This is a genomic window from Acrocarpospora phusangensis (genome assembly GCF_016862995.1).
Classification (GTDB): domain Bacteria; phylum Actinomycetota; class Actinomycetes; order Streptosporangiales; family Streptosporangiaceae; genus Acrocarpospora; species Acrocarpospora phusangensis.
The window spans coordinates 25,554-40,192 of record NZ_BOOA01000070.1 but is presented as its reverse complement, the minus strand read 5'-3'; the positions used below and the strand labels follow the sequence as shown (position 1 = coordinate 40,192).

At 70.0% G+C, this 14,639-nt stretch carries 12 protein-coding genes; 3 read left to right on the top strand and 9 right to left on the bottom strand.

The genetic code is table 11. The features are described 5' to 3' along the window. Positions 1-117: 117 nt before the first annotated feature. A complete protein-coding gene (locus Aph01nite_RS31565) occupies positions 118-495 on the top strand; it encodes a hypothetical protein (RefSeq protein ID WP_204044694.1) in 378 nt (125 codons plus the stop codon). A 525-nt stretch (positions 496-1,020) separates the two neighbouring features. Here Aph01nite_RS31565 and Aph01nite_RS31560 read toward each other — a convergent pair. From Aph01nite_RS31560 to Aph01nite_RS31550, 3 genes are all read right to left on the bottom strand, one after another. Beyond that, positions 1,021-1,656: a response regulator transcription factor gene (locus Aph01nite_RS31560; RefSeq protein WP_204044689.1), complete on the bottom strand. Its 636-nt coding sequence runs from the start codon at positions 1,654-1,656 to the stop codon at positions 1,021-1,023. Positions 1,657-1,846: 190 nt separating this feature from the next. Then, positions 1,847-3,052 carry a sensor histidine kinase gene (locus Aph01nite_RS31555; protein WP_204044688.1) on the bottom strand — a complete coding sequence of 402 codons (1,206 nt, stop codon included), beginning with the start codon at positions 3,050-3,052 and terminating at the stop codon, positions 1,847-1,849. 445 nt (positions 3,053-3,497) lie between these two features. Beyond that, complete coding sequence (locus Aph01nite_RS31550) at positions 3,498-4,592, bottom strand: carboxylate-amine ligase (protein WP_204044687.1); 1,095 nt, start codon at positions 4,590-4,592, stop codon at positions 3,498-3,500. Between the two features lie 131 nt (positions 4,593-4,723). Here Aph01nite_RS31550 and Aph01nite_RS31545 point away from each other — a divergent pair, with 131 nt between their 5' ends. Further along, on the top strand, positions 4,724-6,088 hold the full coding sequence (locus Aph01nite_RS31545; RefSeq protein ID WP_204044686.1) for a Dyp-type peroxidase: 1,365 nt from the start codon (positions 4,724-4,726) through the stop codon (positions 6,086-6,088). Here Aph01nite_RS31545 and Aph01nite_RS31540 read toward each other — a convergent pair. The 5 genes from Aph01nite_RS31540 to nadD form a co-directional block, all read right to left on the bottom strand. Then, complete coding sequence (locus Aph01nite_RS31540) at positions 6,085-7,905, bottom strand: ABC transporter ATP-binding protein (protein WP_204044685.1); 1,821 nt, start codon at positions 7,903-7,905, stop codon at positions 6,085-6,087. The genes Aph01nite_RS31545 and Aph01nite_RS31540 overlap by 4 nt on opposite strands. After that, a complete protein-coding gene (locus Aph01nite_RS31535; RefSeq protein WP_239162124.1) occupies positions 7,902-9,602 on the bottom strand; it encodes an ABC transporter ATP-binding protein in 1,701 nt (566 codons plus the stop codon). Before Aph01nite_RS31535 ends, Aph01nite_RS31540 begins: the two co-directional genes overlap by 4 nt. Before the next feature lie 210 nt (positions 9,603-9,812). Further along, positions 9,813-10,433 (bottom strand): histidine phosphatase family protein, encoded by a 621-nt coding sequence (locus tag Aph01nite_RS31530; RefSeq protein ID WP_204044683.1) that lies wholly within the window; start codon positions 10,431-10,433, stop codon positions 9,813-9,815. Then, on the bottom strand, positions 10,430-10,834 hold the full coding sequence (rsfS, locus tag Aph01nite_RS31525) for a ribosome silencing factor (RefSeq protein WP_204044682.1): 405 nt from the start codon (positions 10,832-10,834) through the stop codon (positions 10,430-10,432). The genes Aph01nite_RS31530 and rsfS overlap by 4 nt, the downstream gene beginning before the upstream one ends. Positions 10,835-10,913: 79 nt before the next feature. Further along, on the bottom strand, positions 10,914-11,543 hold the full coding sequence (nadD, locus tag Aph01nite_RS31520) for a nicotinate-nucleotide adenylyltransferase (RefSeq protein ID WP_204044681.1): 630 nt from the start codon (positions 11,541-11,543) through the stop codon (positions 10,914-10,916). A gap of 76 nt (positions 11,544-11,619) precedes the next feature. On the opposite strand from nadD, the gene Aph01nite_RS31515 reads away from it, so the two are divergent. Further along, complete coding sequence (locus Aph01nite_RS31515) at positions 11,620-12,639, top strand: M48 family metallopeptidase (RefSeq protein WP_204044680.1); 1,020 nt, start codon at positions 11,620-11,622, stop codon at positions 12,637-12,639. A gap of 44 nt (positions 12,640-12,683) precedes the next feature. On the opposite strand, the gene Aph01nite_RS31510 is transcribed toward Aph01nite_RS31515, so the two are convergent. Beyond that, on the bottom strand, positions 12,684-14,591 hold the full coding sequence (locus tag Aph01nite_RS31510; RefSeq protein ID WP_204044679.1) for a serine/threonine protein kinase: 1,908 nt from the start codon (positions 14,589-14,591) through the stop codon (positions 12,684-12,686). Between the last annotated feature and the right edge of the window lie 48 nt (positions 14,592-14,639).

The window sequence follows — 14,639 nt, the reverse complement described above, 5'->3', positions numbered from 1 at the left end:
CACGGTCGCGGTCATGACCGGGCGCTTGCTCCAGATCTGGAACGGCACCGCGTGAACCGGATCGCCAAGACCGGAGGCGAAACCGGCGGCGGCGCCGACGGGACGCCTGCGCCGCGACTGGGCGGTGGGCCCGGCCGGGTGCTGGTCGCCGTCTACGCGGTCTTCGCGATCGCGGCCACGTCCCGGGCGGGTGTCCAGATCGCGACGCGATTCAGCGAGGCACCCGTGGCCTACCTGTTGTCCGCAGTGGCGGCGGTCGTGTACATCCTGCTGACAGTCGCGCTCGCCCGTGGGCATCGACGGCTCGCCCTCGTGGCCTGCGGCTTCGAACTGGCAGGCGTACTGATCGTGGGCACCCTCAGCCTGCTGGACCCAGCGGCGTTCCCCCACGCCACCGTCTGGTCCGGCTACGGCAGCGGCTACCTGTTCATCCCCCTGGTCCTCCCGATCATCGGCTTCGTCTGGCTGCTCAAACGCCGCACAGCCAAACCCTGACGGCCCCGTACGCACGGACGCCAGCCGCCCGAACTGGCGCATGGCGAGCGCATGGCGAGCGCATCGCGCGGCACAGTCGGTCAGACGGCAGCGGCTATCTGTCCATCTCCGGTGCTGCCGATCATCGCGTTTCATCGCGCTGCGCAGCCGTCGCACGGCCAAACCCTGACGGCGATTCTTGACGGCCGCATCCCATGCGCGGTGCTGGCTGCCCGAATGATGCAGACGATGAGCGGGTTTCGCTCCGGCTGCGGCACAAGGGCGATCGTCGCCCCCGTAGGGCGGCTCGGCGTCAGGCTCGGGTATCTCCAGGGCGCCTCAGCGTCGGGCTAGGCGCACCGTCCAGGGCGCCTCAGCGTCAGCTCGGGTGTCTCCAGGGCGCCTCAGCGTCAGGCTCGGGTATCTCCAGGGCGCCTCAGCGTCGGGCTCGGCACACCTTGAGGGCGCCTCAGCGTCGGGCTCGGAGTATGCGTCCCCCCTCGACCCCGCCCTTCGCGTTCCCGTCGCTGAAGGCGGAACGCGTGGTCAGGTCAGATTGTGTTGGGAAGCCAGGATGGCCAGGCGGATGCGGTTGGGGCAGCCGGTTTTGATCATGACACTGGAGACGTGGGTCTTCACGGTGGTGACGCCGACGTTGAGGCGGACGGCGATTTCGGGGTTGGACAGTCCCTCGCCGATCAGGGCGAGGATCTCGTGTTCTCTGCGGGTCAGCGGTAGTGGCGGCGGAGCGGCGGTCGTCCGGTTGGCCATGGCCTGGTCGACCAGGCGGGCCAGGGCGTTGGGGCTGAAGGCACGATCGCCTTCGGCGGCGCGGCGCACGGCGTCCAGCAGATCCGCCGGAGCGGTGTCCTTGACCAGGAAGCCGCAGGCCCCGGCGGAGAGCACCGGGTAAAGATGGTCATCGTCATCGAACGTGGTGAGCGCGAGAATCCGGGTCGACGGCCGGGCCGACATGATCCGCCGGGTCGCGGCCACGCCATCCAGCCCCGGCATACGCAGATCCATGAGCACCACATCGGGCACGGCGTCATCCACCAATCGCACCGCATCGGCTCCGTTCGCGGCCTCCCCCACCACCTCGATATCCGGCGCAGAATCAAACAACATCCGCAGCCCCATGCGAACCAAATGCTGATCGTCCACAAGCAGAACCCGGATCACACCATCACCCCCCATCCCCCAAACCCAACATCACACCCCAACCCCTCGCCTCCCATCCGGCATCACATCTCGCCCTGTCATCCCCGACTTGCATCATGCTTCGACCTCCCGGTGCCCAGTCCGGCATCACACTTCGACCTCTCGTTGCCCGGTCCGGCATACGCTTCGAGTGCTGTCTTCGAATCTGGCATCAGACTTCGATCTCTCTTCTGCCTCGGGACTTTTCGCGCTCGGCGGGTAACGTCGCGCTGAGGTGCCAGCCCTTTCCGATCGGGCCGACGGACAGGTGGCCGCCCAGTAGTTCGACGCGTTCTCTCATGCCCACCAGGCCGTGTCCTTCTCCCGGGCCGGCCGGGCGCCAGACGGTGGGGGTATCGCCGGAGTCGCGCGGGGTACGGCCGCCGTCTTCGATCTGGATCTGGACTGAGTCGTCGGGTTCCACGGTGACGCTCAGGGTGACGTGGGCGGTCGGGCCGGCGTGGCGGAGGGTGTTGGCGAGGGCCTCCTGGGTGAGGCGGAGCACGGTGATGCCGCGCAGAGGGTCCAGTTGGGTGGCGGCGGGGTCGATGGTGGCGTCGATGCGCAGGCCGGTTGCTCGGGCTCGGTCGATGACCACGGTGAGCGCGTCGGGCAGGCCGCCCGGGTCCACGAAGGCGGTGGCGGAGAAGGTGGCGGGTAAGGACGCGGGGTCGCGTAGGACGCCCACGAGTTCGCGGAGGTCGGCCAGGGCGGCCGTGCTGGAGGTGTGCAGGTCGTCGAGGACTTCGGCGATCCGGGGGTCGGTTCCCGGACGGAGCACGTGGCGGGCCACGCCGACGCGCAGGACCATCGAGGAGACGTGGTGGGCGACCAGGTCGTGTAGTTCTCTGGCGATGGCGGTGCGTTCGGCGGCGCGGGCCGCGGCGATGCGTTCGGCGGCGCTGTCACGCTCCCGACGGGCGGCGTCGCGGACAAGCCGGACGTAGCCGCCGAGCAGCAGCGGGACCCCGACGACGATGACCATGCGGTAGCCGACCGCGCCGATGGTGGCGGGCAGTTTGTCGAGCAGGTTGAAGCAGACCACCACACCCAGCACGACCGCCCCGACCACGACCTGCCGTCCCGTGGCCCGCACGGCCAGCTCGAACAGCAGCACGCAGGCCAGCACCTTCAGCAGTGGGGCGACGCCGAAGCCGTAGTGATCGGCGAACAGGAGCACGCCCGACTGGATCAGCAGCGCGGCGAGCGTCGACCAGCGGCAGATCGCGCTGAGCGCGAGCGCGACGAGCGCCAGCACCCAGTCCCTGCCACTCACCCCGGGCAGAATCCAGAGCAGATCGCCCACCAGCGCGGCGAGCAGGATCCCCAGCCGGACCGAAATGTAGTCCGGCTCGAAGATGCTCTCGATCCAAGCCACGCCCGAAGCGTAAACGCCACCCCCGACAGAAACCTCCTCCACCCGGAGGAGAACCCGAGATCACGGTTGACCCCGCCGCGTCGCAAAACACTCCCAGGACCGCCAAATGATTCCACTGCGTCGAACAAGGACCCGGGATCACCGCATAACCCCGCCATATCGAGAAACGCGGAGATCATCGCGCCATCCCGCGCATCCGGGAAACGCGGAGATCACCACACACCCCGTCGCGTCGGTCCTGGGAATCACCGCCCGATCCCGTCACGTCCGAGAAGCCCAGACCGCAGATCTGAGAAGAGCGCGAGAAACGTCGAGTGGCCCCGCCGCGACGGAAACAACGCGGGAATCGCCGAACGGCCCTGTCGTGCGAGCGGTCAGCCCCAGATCGCCACCGCCCGCCGAGGGCTCAAGCACGAATCGCCGAACGGCCCTGTCGTGAGGGTGGTCAGTCGGATGCGGTTTCGGTTAGGAGTAGGTCGACTACGTCGGTGAGTTGGCCGTGTTTGTTGAAGGCGGCTCGTTGGCGGGCTGCGGAGCTGCCACGGGTCAGCGCGCCGGCGGCGAGGCCCGCGACCGTGGGCCAGTCGTCGAGTTGTTCCAGGGTGGGGCGCAGTTCCTGCAGGAGCCATTCGACGAGGCTGCGGGCCGGTACGGGCTTGCCGTCCACCGGGGAGATCAGGTCGCCTTCCAGCCCCGACCGAGCCGCCCGCCAGTGGGCCGCGCGCAGCAGTGTGGGCCGGATGTCCCCCCGGGGCGGGGAGCCCGCCTCGATCGCCGTGGTCTCGCGGACGACGAGCGCGCGGAAGAGGCCGGCGAGGAGGATGACGTCGTCGACGAGGGGGCAGGCGTCGCAGATGCGTAGTTCCATGGTGGGCACGTGCGAGGACAGGCGGATGTCGAAGTAGACCATGCCGGGGTCGTCGATCACTCCGGAGGTGACCAGGTCGGCCACCGCCTGGTCGTACTCGGCGGCGCCCTGGAAGGGGCCGATCATGCCGGCGGTGGGCCAGCGCTGCCAGGCCATCGCCCGGCTGCTGGCGTAGCCGCTGTCAGCCTCGAACCAGTACGGCGAACTGGCGCTCAACGCGAGCAACGCGGGCAGAAACGGTTCCACCCGCTGCGCCACCAAAACGGCGAGATCGCGGTCGTCGATGTCCACATGAACCTGGGCGCCGCAGATCAGCTGCTCCCTGGCGATGAACTGATAGGTGTCGTGCAGGTACTGGTAACGCTCGTCGGCGGTGAGCATGAACCCGCTGACACCGTGCAAGGGCGACGTCCCCGCGCCGGCGATGCCCAGTCCGTGGGGTTCCGCGGCCGCGATGAGGCGGCGGCGCAGGTCGATCAGGTCGGCGCGGAGTGCGGCCAAGTCGGTGGTGGGCTGGCTGTTGGTCTCGACCACGGCCCGCTGGAGCTCAGCGGAGAAATTGGCCTTGGGCAGCCCGTCCAGCACCACGTGCGCCTGCGGGGTCAGCCTCCGGCTCACAACATCGACGACGTGGAACTCCTCTTCGACGCCTAGTGCCACCTTGTGAGTCATGCACCTGGATTTACCCACTTGACCCGGTATGCAGCGCCCGATTTCTCCCAACTAGCAACCGAAACATTTCCCACTTCTCCGGACTCAATGGTGTTGGGGGCCTGAGAACCACGGCAAGGGGGATGGACCACATGGCGGTGCCGCTGTTCAACCGGAAGCCGCTCGCGTGGGATTCGGCCGATCTGGACGCCGACACACGGGAGATGCTGGCCACCCTCCAGCCCAACATTCTCCGCTCCCACGTGCGGGAACACCTCACGGTGCTGCTGCTCCGCTTCGCCGTACCGGCCGATGGGAGGCGTTTCGTGCGGGCGCTGGCACCGCTGATGAAGTCGGCAGGAACCCACCTGGAAGAGATCCGCCGATTCAGCCGGTACGGCATCCGCGGCACCCCCTACATCGGCCTCGGCCTAAGCAGATCCGGATATCGCCATCTAGGCCATGAAATTTCGGATTTACGGAAATTTGGGGATTTGGCCTTCCAGGAGGGGATGAAGAAGCGGGGGAGAATCCTGGATGATCCGCCCAGTCACGAATGGGACGCGGCATACCAGCGGGACATCCACGCCGTCGTGATCGTCGCGGACGCCGACGCGGCGGCCCACCGGAGGGTGCTGGCGCGGATCCGCGCGCTGGTCCCGCCGGAAGCCCGCGTGCTCGGCGAGGAGACCGGCGTCGCGCAGCGCGACAAGGCCGGGGAGGGCATCGAGCACTTCGGCTACGCGCACGGCCGCAGCCAGCCCCTCTTCCTGGCCGACCAGGTTGTCAAGGAGCCCGCCCACGACTGGAACCCGTTCTTCCCGCTGGCCCAGATCCTGGTCCCCGACCCGCTCGCCCCGGACCCCGGCCGCCACTTCGGCAGCTATCTCGTCTTCCGCAAGCTCGAACAGAACGTGCGCGCCTTCCAGCAGGCCGTACAGGACCTGGCGGAGGCGCTCGGGCTGTCGGAGGCGCGGGCGGGCGCCCTGCTGGTCGGGCGGTTCAGGAACGGGACTCCCCTGCACCTGAACCCGGAACCCCATCCGGACGGCTGGGCGGTACGCAACGACTTCCGTTACGGCGGTGACTCCGGCGGGAGATGCCCGTTGTCGGCGCACATCCGTAAGGCCAATCCGCGGGACGGCCTGGAACGCGGGGTCATGATGGCCCGGCGCGGCCAGACCTACGGGGTGCGTACCGACCAGCCGTGGGACGACGCGCCTCCGGAGACCCGCCCCACCTGCGGCGTGGGCCTGCTGTTCATGGCCTTCAACGCCAGCCTGGAGACCCAGTTCGAGTTCGTCCAGCAGAGTTGGGTCAACAACCCGTCGTACCCCGCCGAAAACACCGGCCCTGATCCCGTAGCAGGTCAGGGTCCCCGCGAGGTCCCGACCCGCCTCCCGGAGGCCTGGGACGCGCCCGTCGCCCGCGCGATCGCGCGTCTCCCGCAGACCGTGACCATGCGCGGCGGCGAGTACTTCTTCGTGCCCTCCCTCGCCTACCTGCGGCAGATCTAGGAGGCGAGGCTGTCCAGCCAGGCGTTGTGCAGCCCGGCGAACCGCCCCGCGGCGGCGATCAGCTCGGCGGGCGTCCCGTCCTCGACCACCCTCCCGCCGTCGACGACCAGCACCCGGTCCGCGATCTCCACGGTGGACAGCCGGTGCGCGATGATCATCGCGGTCCGCCCGGCCAGGATCGTGCGCAGCGCCCGCTGGACCAGCCGTTCGCTCGGCACGTCGAGGCTGGAGGTGGCCTCGTCCAGGATCAGCACGGCCGGATCGGCCAGGAAGGCGCGCGCGAAGGCGACCAGCTGCCGCTGCCCCGCCGACATGCGGCCCCCTCGCTTGCCCACCTCGGCGTCGTACCCGCCGGGCAGGCTCAGCACGAACTCGTGCGCGCCGATGGCGGTGGCCGCGGCGACCACGTCGCGCATCGGGGCGTCCGGCCCGCCCAGCCGGATGTTGTCCGCGACGGTGCCGCTGAACAGGAAGTTCTCCTGGGTGACCATGACGACGGCCTGGCGCAGCGTGGCCTCGTCCAGGTCGCGCAGATCCACGCCGTCGAGCAGGACCCGGCCGTCGATCGGGTCGTAGAAGCGGGAGATCAGCTTGGCCAGGGTGGTCTTGCCCGCACCGGTGGCACCCACCACGGCGACCGTCTGCCCGGCCGGGATGTCCAGATCCAGGCGATGCAGCACGGGGATGTCCGGCTTGTACGAGAACCGTACGCCCGCGAATCGCACCGCTCCCCTGGCCGCCTCCAGCGGGACGGGACGTTCGGGTTCGGGCACCGAGGGCGGCTCCTCCAGCACGCCGGACAGCTTCTCCAGCGCCGCCCCCGCCGACTGCAGCGTGTTGTAGAACTGCGAGATCTCCTGCATCGGCTCGTAGAACTGCCGCAGATAGAGCAGGAAGGCCGCCACCACGCCGGCCGTGACCTCGCCGTGGAAGGCCAGCCACCCGCCGTACACGAGGACGAGCGCGATCGTGACGTTGCCGATCAGTTTGATGCCCGGCATGAAGATCGCGACCAGCTGCATGCTGCGCTGGTTGGCGGCCCGGTAGTCCTCGTTGAGCTCGTCGAAGATCTCCTGGTTGCGCGGTTCGCGGCGGAACGTCTGGGCCGCCTTGATCCCGGTCATGGACTCCACGAAGTGCACGATGACCAGCGCCACCGTCTCCCTCGTCCGCCGGTACGCGACCCCCGACGCCCGCCGGAACCACCGGGTGGCCAGCAGCAGCAACGGCAGCGGCGCCAGCGCCACCAGCCCCAGCTGGACGTCCAGCACCACCAGCACGACCGCCGTCCCGGCCAGCGTGAGCACCGCCGTGACCAGGCCGTCGAAGCCCGCCTGGAGCAGTTCCGCGATGGCCTCCACGTCCGAGGTGAGCCGCGAGATGACCCGCCCGGAGGTGTACTTCTCGTGGAAGGCCAGCGACAGCCGCTGGAAGTGGGTGAAGACCCGCCGCCGCAGCTCCAGCAGGATGTCCTGCCCGATCCGGCCGGAGGTGCGCAGGAACGCCTGCCGGGTCATCGCCTGTGCGATCGCCGCCCCGAAGATCGCGGCCACGATCACGACCAGCGTGGCCGGGCCCTCGCCGCGCGCCATCGGCGGGATCCCGTCGTCGATGCCCACCTTCACCAGGTACGGAATGGCCAGCCCCGCGGCGTTGGACAGCACGATGACCGCGATCATCCCGGCGATGGCCCGCCGGTGCGGGCGCATCAGGTCGCCCAGCAGCCGCCGGGAACGGGCGCGCAGCAGCAGCGAGACGCGCTCGGGCACGTCGTCCTGGTTCTCGGCGGCGACCCCGCGCCACTCCCGGACTGTCATCGCAGCACCTCCTCGGCGGCCAGCAGCGCGCGGTACTCCGGCACCTCGTTGAGCAGCGCGTGGTGGGTGCCGACGTGCGCGATCGTGCCGTCGCGCAGCATCGCGACCCGGTCGGCGAGCAGCACCGTGGAGGCCCGGTGCGCCACCACCAGGCCGGTCGCGTCGGCCAGCACCCGCCGCAGCGCCTCCTCCACCAGCGCCTCGGTCTCCACGTCCAGCGCCGACAGCGTGTCGTCCAGCACGAGGATCTTGGGGCGGCCGAGCACCGCGCGGGCCAGCGCGAGCCGCTGCCGCTGCCCGCCGGACAGCGACATGCCCTGCTCGCCGATCCGGGTGTCCAGACCCCAGGGCAGCTCGTACGCGAAGGTGGCCTGGGCGATCTCCAGCGCGGCCCGGACCTCGGCCTCGCCGGCGTCGCCGTGGCCGAGCGTGATGTTCTCGCGCACGCTCATCGAGAACAGCGTGGGCTCCTCGAACGCGGTCGCCACCACCGAGCGCAGCGCGGGCAGGGTGAGATCCCGGACGTCCTGCCCGTCGATGGTGACCCGCCCGGCCGTGACGTCGGCCAGCCGGGGCACCAGCGCGGTGAGCGTGGTCTTGCCCGAGCCGGTGGCCCCGACGATGGCCACGGTCTCCCCGGGGCGTACGTCCAGGCTGACGTCCCGCAGCACCGGCTCGGCGGCACCGGGGAAGCGGAACCCGACGCTTTCGAAGCGCAGATGCCCGCGCGGCCGGGCGATCACGGCGGCGCCGCCGACGATCGACGGCGGGGTGTCCAGGACCTCCATCACCCGGTCGGCCGCGGTCATCGCCTCCTGCCCCATGGCCAGGATGTAGCCGAGCGAGGCCACCGGCCAGACGAGCTGCAGGACGAACGTGGTGAACGCCACCAGCGTGCCCACGGTCAGCCCGCCGCCGCCGACCGCGATCGCCCCGAGCAGGAGGACCAGGCCCAGGGTGACGTTGGGGATGACCTCCAGGAAGGTGAAGAACCGGGAGGCCAGCCGTACCTTGGTCATCGAGGTGCGGTGCACCTTCCTGGCCTGCTCGTCGTAGTTCTCGAAGACGTGGCGGCCCCGGCCGAAGGCCTTGATCGTACGGATGCCGAGCGCCGACTCCTCCACCGTGGTGGCGAGGTCGCCCTGCTCGTCCTGGACCTGGCGGGAGACCACCATGTAGCGGCGCTCGAACTTGATCGAGACGTACACGATCGGCGCCGCCGACACCGCCACCAGCAGGCCGAGCGGCCAGTACATGTGGAGCAGCAGCACGGTGACCGTGATCAGCTGGAGGATGTTCATGACCAGGAACAGCGCGCCGAAGCCGAAGAACCTGCGGATCGTGGATAAGTCGGTGGTGGCCCGGGAGAGCAGCTGGCCGGACTGCCACTCGTCGTGGAAGCTCATCGGCAGCCGCTGCAGGTGCGCGTAGAGATCGTTGCGGATCGCGGTCTCCACGCCGAAGACCACGGAGCCCTGGCACCAGCGCCGCAGGAAGGTCAGGAACGCCTCGGTGACGCCGAGCGCCAGCGCCAGCAGCCCCATGCCGATCAGGGCCCCGGAGTCGCGGTGGACGATCGCGTCGTCGATGATCTCGGCGCTGACCAGCGGGACGACGATCCCCGCCGCGGTCCCGGCGACCGCGGCCACCCAGACGACGATGGTGATGCCGACGTACGGCCGAAGGTAGGACTTCAACCGCCAGAGCGAGTGAGAAACGGATGGAGGACCGGATCGTTCGCCATCTGCAGACATCGTCAGACAGGCCACTCCTCACGGTTAGGGGAACCCATCGGGGCATGGTCAGGGGGACACAGGACCCCTACCAGCCTAAGCACCCCTTCAACCGTTTTTCCGAGGCGATCCCGCGGCCGCCGCCGAAACCCTCTTTCGACGCGATCCGGAACGTCAGGCCTGGATGTCGTCGCTACTGACCGGTGTGGGCAGCGTGCCGGCGTTGTGCTCGGTCAGGCGCCAGCCGCGCGGGGCCTCCTCGAGGATGGACCAGGAGCAGTTGCCCAGACCGCCCAGAGCAGGCCAGAGAGGCTCAGGAAGGTCCAGGAGGGCCGCGATGCCGAGGCGGATGGCCGCGCCGTGCGAGGCGACCACCAGGAGACCGTCCTCGTCCAGGGCGGCGGCCCAGCGGCGCACGGCCGCGTTGACCCGGTACGCCACGTCCGTCACCGACTCCCCGTTGGGAGCCTGCCAGTTCCGGAACTCCTCCGGCCAGCCCGCCCTGATCTCCTCCCGGGTCAGGCCCTCCCAGTCGCCGCCGCCGCGCTCCCTGAGCTCCTTGTCGACGGTGACGTCGAGGCCGGTGAGGCGGCCCAGCGCCAGCGCGGTGTGGTGGGCGCGCTGCAGGTCCGACGAGATGATCATGGTGGGTTTGAGCGCGGCCAGCAGCGAGGCCGCCCGTGCGGCCTGGGCGACGCCGACTTCGTCGAGGGGGATGTCGGTGTGGCCCTGAAAGCGGTGCTCGACGTTCCAGCGCGTCCGCCCGTGCCGCAGGCAGACGATCCTTCTGGTCACTCAGCCGCCCCGCGGGCGCGCTGAGCCGCCACCTTGGTCACGCTCTCCGGCAGGGCGATGGCGGGGCAGTCCTTCCAGAGGCTCTCCAGCGCGTAGAAGGTGCGCTCCTCCTCGTGCTGCACGTGCACGACGATGTCGATGTAGTCGAGGAGGACCCAGCGGCCCTCCCGCTCGCCCTCGCGGCGGACCGGCTTGGCCGCGGCGTCCACCCGCAGGCGCTCCTCGATCTCGTCCACGATGGCGCGGACCTGACGGTCGTTGGCGGCCGAGCAGACGACGAACGCGTCGGTGATGACGAGGCGGTCGCTGACGTCGTAGGCGACGATGTCGTCGGCCAGTTTGTCGGCCGCGGCCTCGGCGGCGACCCGGACCAGCTGGATGGATCTCTCGGATGCGGTCACGATGCGGTTCTGTCCTCCATTGACAGGTGGGGCAGGAGTCCCCTCCCCAGGGTGCCCACCGTACGGCGGCGGTTCAAGCCTATTCTCCGCTGTCCGCAATCTCGCCCCGGGCCGAGTACAGCCCGCGCTTGCCGATGTACTGCACGATGCCGTCCGGCACCAGGTACCAGATCGGCTGGCCGGCCCGTACGCGCTCGCGGCACTCGGAGGAGGAGATGGCCAGCGCGGGGATCTCGGTCAGGCTGATCATGCCGTCGGGCAGGCCGGGGTCGTGCAGCGTGTGCCCCGGCCGGGTGCAGCCGACGAAGTGGGCGATCCGGAAGAGTTCGTCGGCGTCCCGCCAGCTCAGGATCTGGGCCAGCGCGTCCGCGCCGGTGATGAAGTACAGCTCCACGTCGGGTCCGTAGACGTCGCGGATGTCGCGCAGGGTGTCGATGGTGAAGGTGGGGCCCGGCCGGTCGATGTCCACCCGGCTGACCGAGAAGCGCGGGTTGGAGGCGGTCGCGATGACGGTCATGAGGTAGCGGTCCTCGGCCGCCGAGACCGTCTTGTCGGCCTTCTGCCAGGGCTGGCCGGTCGGGACGAACACCACCTCGTCCAGCTCGAAGTGGTGCGCGACCTCGCTGGCCGCGACCAGGTGCCCGTGATGGATGGGGTCGAAGGTGCCGCCCATGATGCCCAGCCGCCTGGTGACGGCCCCGTTCCTCATAGGACGGACCCTAACGCGAGGGCCCCGCCGGACCTGAAAGCGGGTTCATGCGCATCAGCGGAAACACCGACGTAGCATGCCCAGCATGACCACTCCCGATCGCAACCGCGTCCAGCTGCCTGGAATCAGCTCCCGCGCGTACGAACATCCCGCGGACCGGTCCGCCCTGGTGGCGATGCGCTCGCTGACCGGGTTCGACTCGGTGCTGAAGCGCATGTCCGGGCTGTTCAGCGAGCGCCGTCTGCGCCTGATGTTCCTCGCTTCGGCGGTTCGCACCTCCGACACCCAGTTCCGCGCGCTCTACGACATGGGCCGCGACAGCGCCTACATCCTGGACCTGCACCGCATCCCCGAGGTCTACGTCCAGCAGAGCCCGCGGGCGTATGCGATGGCGATCGGCTTCGACGAGCCGTTCATCGTCGTCTCCACGGGCATCCTCGACCTGATGGACGAGGAGGAGCTGCGCTTCGTCATCGGCCACGAGACCTCGCACATCCTGTCCGGCCACGCCGTGTACGGCACGATGCTGCAGATCCTCACCCGCCTGGCCACGCGGGTGGCGTGGATCCCCCTCGGCTACATCGGCCTGCGGGTGATCGTCGCGGCGCTGGAGGAGTGGGCGCGCAAGGCCGAGATGTCCGCCGACCGCGGCGGGCTGCTGGCCGGCCAGGACCCGGACGCCGCGCTTCGGGCGCTGATGAAGCTGGCGGGCGGGTCGCGGCTGCACGAGATGAACATCGAGGCCTTCCTCGACCAGGCCCGGGAGTACGACACGGCCGGCGACGTGCGGGACGGTCTGCTCAAGGTCCTCAACCTGCTCGGGACCACGCATCCGTTCGCGGTGACGCGGGTGGCGGAGCTGGACCGCTGGCGCCGTTCCGGGGAGTACGAGGCGATTCTCGCCGGCGACTACCCGCGGCGTGAGGACGACGCCAACGCCAAGATCTCCGAGGAGGTCAAGGCCGCCGCCAACTCCTACCGGGAATCGTGGGCGCAGTCCCAGGATCCGTTCATCGGCGTGCTGCGTGACGTGGCCGAAGGCGCGGTGAACGCGGGCGAGCGCATCTTCAACCGGTTCGCCCGCCGCGAGAACTAACCGTGCGCGCCTGAGGGAGCCCCAAACGACCCCGGGGCTCCCTTTCAGACGAAAAGCCCGATCGCTCGTACGGCCGCCGCGCACAGCGCGACGAATCCGCCCAGGACCGCGAGGGCGCGGAGGCCTTCCCTGCGGAGATCGGGGAGTTCCGCGCCGATGCGTTCCACTTCGCGGCCGATGATCGCGCCGCAGACCACTCCGAACACCACGCCGGCGACCGTGACGGGAACCGGCTGATCCCACCAGTCGGGGGGAAGCTGGCCGCCGCCGGTCAGCCAGAGGGCGGCGAACGCGGCCACCGCGGCGGGAATGCCCGGCCAGGCGAGTGCGGCGATCAGCGAGCCGGTCAGGGTCAGGGGGAAGGACAGCACCCGCAGGATGCTGCGGACCTTCGCGGAACGCCGCCGCCGGACCAGCCAGTGGCCGCTCCACAGTGCCCTGGCCAGCACCACGAAGACGCCGGTGACCGCGAAGGTGGCCAGCGGGTACACGACCGAGACCACCACGCAGGGCACGGCGAACGTGGCCAGCAGGGCGAGCGCCGCGTTGCCGGTCGGAATCCCCGGCCCCTGCTCCGCGACCGCCTCCGAGGCCAGGGCCGACTCGGTCTCAGTCGCCGCCTTCCCCCGCCCGCGCGCCGTCCCCGCGGCTGTCCGGCTCGTCGTCCTCCGCTCAGCCCCGGACGAATCCGTCCGCGACCGCTTGCGCTCATCCCCGGATGAATCCACTCGCGGGCGCTTGCGCTCGTCCTCAGCGCTTTCGCCACGCGATCGTTTGCGCTCATCTCCGGAAGAATCCGCACGCGAACGCTCTCCGGTGGAATCCGTGCGCAAACGCTTGCGCTCATCCCCGGAGGCGTCCGCCCGCGAGCGCTTGCGCTCGTCCTCGGGGCTTTCCACGCGTGAGCGCTTCCGCTCGTCTCCGGACGCGTCCGCGCGCGAACGTTCACCGGCGGAATCCGTACGCAAACGTCTGCGTTCGTCTGCGGTCGTTTCCGGGCGGGAGCGTTTCCCGTCCGCCGGGGTCTCGGACTGATCCGCCGTTGCCGAGGGCTCTTTTGGCGATTGTTTGGGAGGCTTGCGGCGGCCGAACCAGGTTCGGCGTTCCTCTTCCTCGGCCGGGGTCTCCGGTTCGGGTTCCGGCTCAGCCGGAGCGATCGCCCTGGCCAGGCGGTGGAGCCGGTCCGCGAGGAGGGCGGCGGTGGGGCGTTTGGCGGGTTCGCGGTTGAGGGCCGCCCTGATCAGGGGCAGCAGGGCAGCGGGTACGCCCTTGAGGTCGGCCTGGCCGTGCAGGATCGCGTACATCTGCGACTCGACCGTGCCCCGGCCGAACGTGGGGCGGCCGGTCGCGGCGAAGGCCACCGTGGCCGCCCAGGCATGCACGTCGGCGGGCTCCCCCACGACCTCGTCGGCGAACAGTTCCGGAGCCGCGTAGCCGGGTGTGCCGAGGAAGGTGCCGGTCCTGGTGAGCCGGGTGGCGTCCAGGACCTGGGCGATCCCGAAGTCGATCAGGACCGGCCCCTCCTCGCCGAGCAGCACGTTGGCCGGTTTGAGGTCCCGGTGCACCACCCCGGCCGCGTGGATGATCGCCAGCGCCGTGGCCAGCCCCTGGGCCGTCGTGACCAGCTCGGTCTGGGCCAGCGGCCCGCGGCGCCGTACGGCGTCGAGCAGGGTCTCGCCCTTGATGTGCTCCATCACCAGGTACGGCCGGTCCCCGGACAGATCGGCGTCCAGCACCTGCGCCACGTACGGACTCTCCACCCGGCGCAGCGCCCGCACCTCGCGGTCGAGGCGTAATCGGGCCTCCGCGTCGTCCTCGATCGGGTCGCGGAGCATCTTCAGGGCGACCTGCTCGCCGCGCCGGGTGGACGCGAGGTACACCTCGCCCATTCCACCGCGGCCCAGCCGCTCCAGCAGCGCGTACGGGCCGACCCGCCCCAGACGTCCACCCATAGGGTGGCCCACGTTAGTGGACCGCCCCGACAAATCGCGGGAGGCACG

Excerpts from the sequence above, each read along its gene's own strand:
- Aph01nite_RS31550 (WP_204044687.1), bottom strand. The coding sequence starts at position 4,592 with ATGACTCACAAGGTGGCACTAGGCGTCGAAGAGGAGTTCCACGTCGTC.
- Aph01nite_RS31545 (WP_204044686.1), top strand. The coding sequence starts at position 4,724 with ATGGCGGTGCCGCTGTTCAACCGGAAGCCGCTCGCGTGGGATTCGGCC.
- Aph01nite_RS31540 (WP_204044685.1), bottom strand. The coding sequence starts at position 7,905 with ATGACAGTCCGGGAGTGGCGCGGGGTCGCCGCCGAGAACCAGGACGAC.
- nadD (WP_204044681.1), bottom strand. The coding sequence starts at position 11,543 with ATGAGGAACGGGGCCGTCACCAGGCGGCTGGGCATCATGGGCGGCACC.
- Aph01nite_RS31515 (WP_204044680.1), top strand. The coding sequence starts at position 11,620 with ATGCCCAGCATGACCACTCCCGATCGCAACCGCGTCCAGCTGCCTGGA.
- Aph01nite_RS31510 (WP_204044679.1), bottom strand. The coding sequence starts at position 14,591 with ATGGGTGGACGTCTGGGGCGGGTCGGCCCGTACGCGCTGCTGGAGCGG.